The following is a 4979-nucleotide window of genomic DNA, read 5'->3' as shown; positions in this document are numbered from 1 at the left end:
ACTTCACGATCACCGTCTGCCGTGGGCAGAGGGGTTGGGCTGGTCGGGTGTTGGGGGCGCAGGATCGCTGCATGCGGATCCTCATCCTGGGTGGCACCCAGTTCCTCGGCCGGGCGACGGCCCGGCTCGCCGTCGAGCAGGGCCACGAGGTGACCTGCGCGGCAAGGGGAGTGTCCGGTGTCGTGCCGGCCGGGGCGCGGTTCGTCCCGGTCGACCGCGATGATCCGCAGGCGCTCGCCCCGCTGGCCGACGCGGGCTTCGACGCCGTGATCGACGTGACCCGCCAGATCAGTCACGCCCGGCACGCGCTCGCCGCGCTCGCCGACCACGTCGGCCACTGGTCGTTCGTGTCCACGATCTCGGTGTACGCGGACAACACCACCCCGGGCCAGCGCGTCGCGGACGCGCCCGTGCTGCCGGCCGCCCCGGCGGACGTGGACGGTCCGGTCGGCCCGGATCACCGCTGGTACGGCGAGTGCAAGGTGAGCATCGAGGAGCTGGTCCGGGAGCGGATGGGGGTGGACCGTTCGTTCATCTGCCGGCCCGGGTTGATCGTCGGCGCCGAGGACCCGAGCGACCGTTTCCCGTACTGGGTGCGGCGGCTGTCGGCCGGTGGTGAGGTGCTGGCCCCCGGAGCGCCGACCGACCGGGTGCAGTTCGTGGACGTCGCCGACCTGGCGGGTTGGTTGCTGCACGCCGCCGGCACCCGCCTCGGTGGCACGTACGACGGCATCGGACCGGCGATGACCCGGGCGGACCTGCTGGCCGGGATCGCGGCCGGGCTGGACCTGGCAGAACCCGCCCTGACCTGGGTCGATCAGGAGTTCCTGATCTCCCACGACGTCCGCGAGTGGTCGGGGGAGCGGGCGCTGCCGCTGTGGGTGCGACTGCCGGAGTACGGCGGCCTGATGGACCGCGACACCCGACCTTCTCTGCACGCCGGGTTGGCGGTCCGTCCGCTGCCGGACACCGTTCGGGCGACCGCGTCCTGGATGGCAGCGCATCCGGCCGCCGTACGGCAGGGTGGTCTCGACCCGGCGGATGAGGCGGTGGTCCTGGGGGAGTGGCAGGCTGTGCGGGACCGGTGATCCCGGCTGCCGACACTTTTCCCTACCGGACAGTCATAGTTGACGCTCACGCCTGGTGAAAGTAAGTTTCACCCGTGGCGAAGAGTCCGAAGATTTCTGCGAGTCACGAGCCCGGTGGACTGATCGTCCACATCAGTGGGTTGCTGCCATCGCTGTCGCCCGCCGAGCAGCGGGTCGCCCGGCTGGTCGTCTCCGACCCGGCGGCCGCCGCCCGGCGGACAATCACCGACCTCGCCACCGCAGCCGAGACGTCGGAGGCGACCGTCATCCGGTTCTGCCGTTCGGTGGGCATGGACGGTTACCCCCAGCTGCGCATCCGCCTCGCCGCCGAGGCCGCCCGGCGGATCGAGCCACCGGACGCCCGAGTGGTCGGCGGTGACATCCCGCCCGGCGCCGACCTCGCCCAGATCATCGCCACCATCGCGTTCAACGACGCCCGCGCCGTCGAGGAGACCGCCGAGCAACTCGACCCTGCCGTCTGCGAGCAGGTGGTCGAGGCGATCAGCGGCGCCGGTCGGATCGACATCTACGGCGCCGGCGCCAGCGGCTTCGTCGCCTCGGACTTCCAGCAGAAGCTGCACCGCATCGGGCGGATCGCCTTCTACTTCCCGGACGTGCACACCGCGCTGACCTCGGCCGCCCTCCTGGGCCGGGGCGACGTGGCGATCGGCATCTCGCACACCGGCACCACCTCCGACGTGATCGAGGTGCTGGAGCAGGCCCGCACGCGCGGTGCCGCGACAGTGGCCCTGACCAACTTCCCGCGCTCGCCGATCGCCGACGTGGCGGACTTCGTGTTGACCACGGCGGCCCGGGAGACCACCTACCGCTCCGGCGCGACGGCCAGCCGGCTGGCCCAGCTCACCGTGGTCGACTGCCTCTTCGTCGGGGTGGCCGCCCGCAACCGTGCCCGGGCCCGCAAGGCCCTGGAGGCGACCGCCGAGGCGGTCCAGTCGCACCGGGTGGGTGCCAACCGGAGGCGGGCATGACGGCCGGTGCGGAGATGCCCGCACCGCCCGCTCGCCCGACGGTCCGGGTGGGTGCTCCGACCGAACGGCGTAACCCGCTCAGCGTCGACCTGGACCTGATGTCGACCCGGGACGTGCTCACCGTGATCAACGACGCGGACCGGCGGGTGCCCGCCGCTGTCGCCGCGGTGCTCGACGAGATCGCCACCACCGTCGACCTGGCGGTCGAGGCGCTTCGCGGCGGTCACCGGGTGCACTACTTCGGTGCCGGCACCTCCGGCCGACTGGGCGTGATCGACGCGGCCGAGCTGGCCCCCACCTTCAACTCGCCCCGGCACTGGTTCTGCGCACACCTCGCGGGCGGCCCGGACGCCATGTGGCGGGCCGTGGAGGACGCCGAGGACGATGACCGGGGCGGCGCGGTCGAAGCGGCCAGTTGTGTCCGCGCCGGGGACCTGGTGGTTGGTCTGGCGGCCAGCGGACGCACCCCGTACGTCCTCGGGGCGCTCGCCGCAGCCGGCGCCATCGACGCCTCCACGGTGCTGCTCTGCGCCAATCCGGAGGCGGAGGCCGCCCGGTCGGTCGACGTGTTCATCGGGGTGGACACCGGACCCGAGGTGGTCACCGGGTCGACCCGGATGAAGGCGGGCACGGCGCAGAAGTTGGTGCTCAACACGTTCTCGACCGCCGTCATGGTGCGCCTGGGGCGGGTCTACTCGAACCTCATGATCGACATGGTGGCCACCAACGCGAAACTCCGCGGACGAATGATCTCAATTCTGGTCGAGGCCACCGGCTGCTCGGAGGAGATCTCCCGGCGGGCCCTCACCGAGGCCGACGGTGACCTGAAGACGGCGCTCGTCTCCCTCGTGTCCGGCGCCGAGATCGACGCCGCCCGGGCCGCGTTGGCCCGCTCGGCGGACCAGGTGCGCGGCGCCCTCGCCCTGCTCGCCTCCTAACGCCGCCCACCCCCGGGAAGCGAACGGGGCTTCGGATTGTTCATCTGGCCCGGGGGTAATAACACCCCCGTGGATGAACCGACCGGTTCACCGGTGCGTATCTGGCAGTGAGCAGGATCGCATCGTGGTGGTGACCCGGGTCGCTGTCCCCCGCGGCGGGCGGTGTTGCCATGGTGCGGTAACCCGTACGTGGTGCCCAATGGTGAGCCCACCCGATGGGGTGCTGACAGCAAACATGGACCGTGCTCTCAGCTACTACTCAGGCATTCGTGACACTTTCGACTCACGGCGAGGAATCCCCGACACGTCTCATCTGTTGTGTAGGTGTCAGCACCGATGGGCACAGCAGAAGTTACCAGGGGCTGACAGGCGTGGGAAATGGCAAGGAACCGGGCAACCGGCGCGAGCGAGGGGACCGTGGGCAACGTGGACAAGAACATCGGCATGCGAACCGACGAGGTTGCCGAGGAGCGCGACCTGGTCGGCGTCTACCTGCACGAGATCTCCCGGACGCCACTGCTGGACGCCGCCAAGGAGGTCGATCTCTCCAAGGCGATCGAGGCCGGCCTCTACGCCGAGCACCTGCTCGGTGAGGAAGCCGTTCCCGCCGGTGTCGACCGGGCCGACCTGGAGTGGCTGGTCGTCGAGGGGGAGCGGGCGAAGGACCTCTTCATCCGCGCCAACCTCCGGCTGGTCGTGTCGATCGCCCGGCGCTACGTACGCTCCGGGATGCCCATGCTGGACCTGATCCAGGAGGGCAACACCGGCCTCGTCCGGGCGGTCGAGAAGTTCGACTACGAGCGTGGATACAAGTTCTCCACCTACGCCACCTGGTGGATTCGGCAGGCGATCAGCCGGGCGATCGCCCAGCAGGAGCGCACCGTCCGACTCCCGGTGCACCTGGTGGAGGACGTCAACCGGATGCGCAACGTGGCGCGGCAGCTGACCCGCGAGTTGGGCAGCGACCCGGAGCCGGAGCAGATCGCCGCCTCCCTCGGCGTCACCGTCGAGCGGGTGAACGAGTTGCGCCGCTGGTCGCAGGACACCGTTTCGTTGGACACCCCGGTGGGTGACGACGGCGACACGAACCTCGGCGACCTGGTCGCCGACAGTGACGCGCCGTCGCCCGAGGACATCGTGCTCAGCGGCCTGGAGCGGCAGCGCATCGAGGGGCTGCTCAACCACCTCGACGACCGGTCCGCTGGCATCATGCGGGCCCGCTACGGGCTGGAGGACGGCCGGGAGCACTCGCTCACCGAGGTCGCGTCCCGGTTCTCGCTGTCCCGCGAGCGGATCCGGCAGTTGGAGATCCAGGCCCTCGGCCGGCTCCGTGAGCTGGCCCGGGCAGAGGGGCTGCAGGCAGCCTGACCTGGTAGTAATGACGGCGAACGGCCGGCGTCCGATAGGGGGACGCCGGCCGTTCGCCGTTTGCCGAGCGTGGTCAGCGAACCCGACCGTAGCCCTGGATGGGCATCATGTTCATGCCGCGCTTGAGCACGTTGCGACCGGCGCTGGGCGCGTCGATCACCTGGCCGCCGCCCACGTAGAGGGCGACGTGCCCGAGCCCGCTGTAGAAGACCAGGTCGCCGGGGCTCAGGTCGCTTCGCCCGATGTGGGTGACCGCGCTCCACTGCATCCGGGTGTTGTGCGGCAGGGACTTCCCGGCCGCCCGCCAGGCCGCCGAGGTCAGCCCGGAACAGTCGTACCCGTTCGGCCCGTCGCCTGCCCACACGTACGGCTTGCCGATCGCGCCGAACGCGTAGCGCACCGCTGTGCCGGCGGCGCCGGACACGGCGGGCACGTTCTTCGCCTCGTTCTTCGCCGCCGTGGGCTCGGGTCGCTCGGTGGCGGCCCCGTACGCCTGCCGGCGCAGCTCGTACAGCCTGGCCAGGTCCTGCTCGATCTGCTTCTTACCCGCGGCGAGCTGGCGAGCCTGCGCGGCCTGCCGGGCCAGCGTGGCGTCC

At 71.0% G+C, this 4979-nt stretch carries 5 protein-coding genes; 4 read left to right on the top strand and 1 reads right to left on the bottom strand.

Annotated elements, in window-relative coordinates; genetic code table 11:
• Positions 1-71 precede the first annotated feature (71 nt).
• The 4 genes from KBX53_RS22000 (at position 72) to KBX53_RS21985 (ending at position 4383) form a co-directional block, all read left to right on the top strand.
• Positions 72-1088 carry an NAD-dependent epimerase/dehydratase family protein gene (locus tag KBX53_RS22000; protein ID WP_210861372.1) on the top strand — a complete coding sequence of 339 codons (1017 nt, stop codon included), beginning with the start codon at positions 72-74 and terminating at the stop codon, positions 1086-1088.
• Positions 1089-1162: 74 nt separating this feature from the next.
• Complete coding sequence (locus KBX53_RS21995) at positions 1163-2077, top strand: MurR/RpiR family transcriptional regulator (protein ID WP_030333314.1); 915 nt, start codon at positions 1163-1165, stop codon at positions 2075-2077.
• The gene (locus tag KBX53_RS21990) at positions 2074-3015 is read left to right on the top strand and encodes an N-acetylmuramic acid 6-phosphate etherase (RefSeq protein WP_081883877.1); all 942 of its coding nucleotides are present in this window, start codon (positions 2074-2076) and stop codon (positions 3013-3015) included. The genes KBX53_RS21995 and KBX53_RS21990 overlap by 4 nt, the downstream gene beginning before the upstream one ends.
• 378 nt (positions 3016-3393) lie before the next feature.
• Positions 3394-4383 carry an RNA polymerase sigma factor RpoD/SigA gene (locus KBX53_RS21985; RefSeq protein WP_030333318.1) on the top strand — a complete coding sequence of 330 codons (990 nt, stop codon included), beginning with the start codon at positions 3394-3396 and terminating at the stop codon, positions 4381-4383.
• Between the two features lie 73 nt (positions 4384-4456).
• On the opposite strand, the gene KBX53_RS21980 is transcribed toward KBX53_RS21985, so the two are convergent.
• Positions 4457-4979 (bottom strand): C40 family peptidase (locus KBX53_RS21980; RefSeq protein ID WP_210861370.1); only part of this gene is annotated, 523 nt, incomplete at its 5' end.

This window comes from Micromonospora sp. M51, assembly GCF_018070305.1.
Classification (GTDB): domain Bacteria; phylum Actinomycetota; class Actinomycetes; order Mycobacteriales; family Micromonosporaceae; genus Micromonospora; species Micromonospora parva.
The sequence above is the reverse complement of the archived record's forward strand: the minus strand, read 5'-3'. Positions and strand labels throughout refer to the sequence as shown.

What these genes read in the sequence shown, in the direction of transcription:
- KBX53_RS22000 (WP_210861372.1), top strand. Translation starts at nt 72, where the DNA reads ATGCGGATCCTCATCCTGGGTGGCACCCAGTTCCTCGGCCGGGCGACG.
- KBX53_RS21990 (WP_081883877.1), top strand. Translation starts at nt 2,074, where the DNA reads ATGACGGCCGGTGCGGAGATGCCCGCACCGCCCGCTCGCCCGACGGTC.
- KBX53_RS21985 (WP_030333318.1), top strand. Translation starts at nt 3,394, where the DNA reads ATGGCAAGGAACCGGGCAACCGGCGCGAGCGAGGGGACCGTGGGCAAC.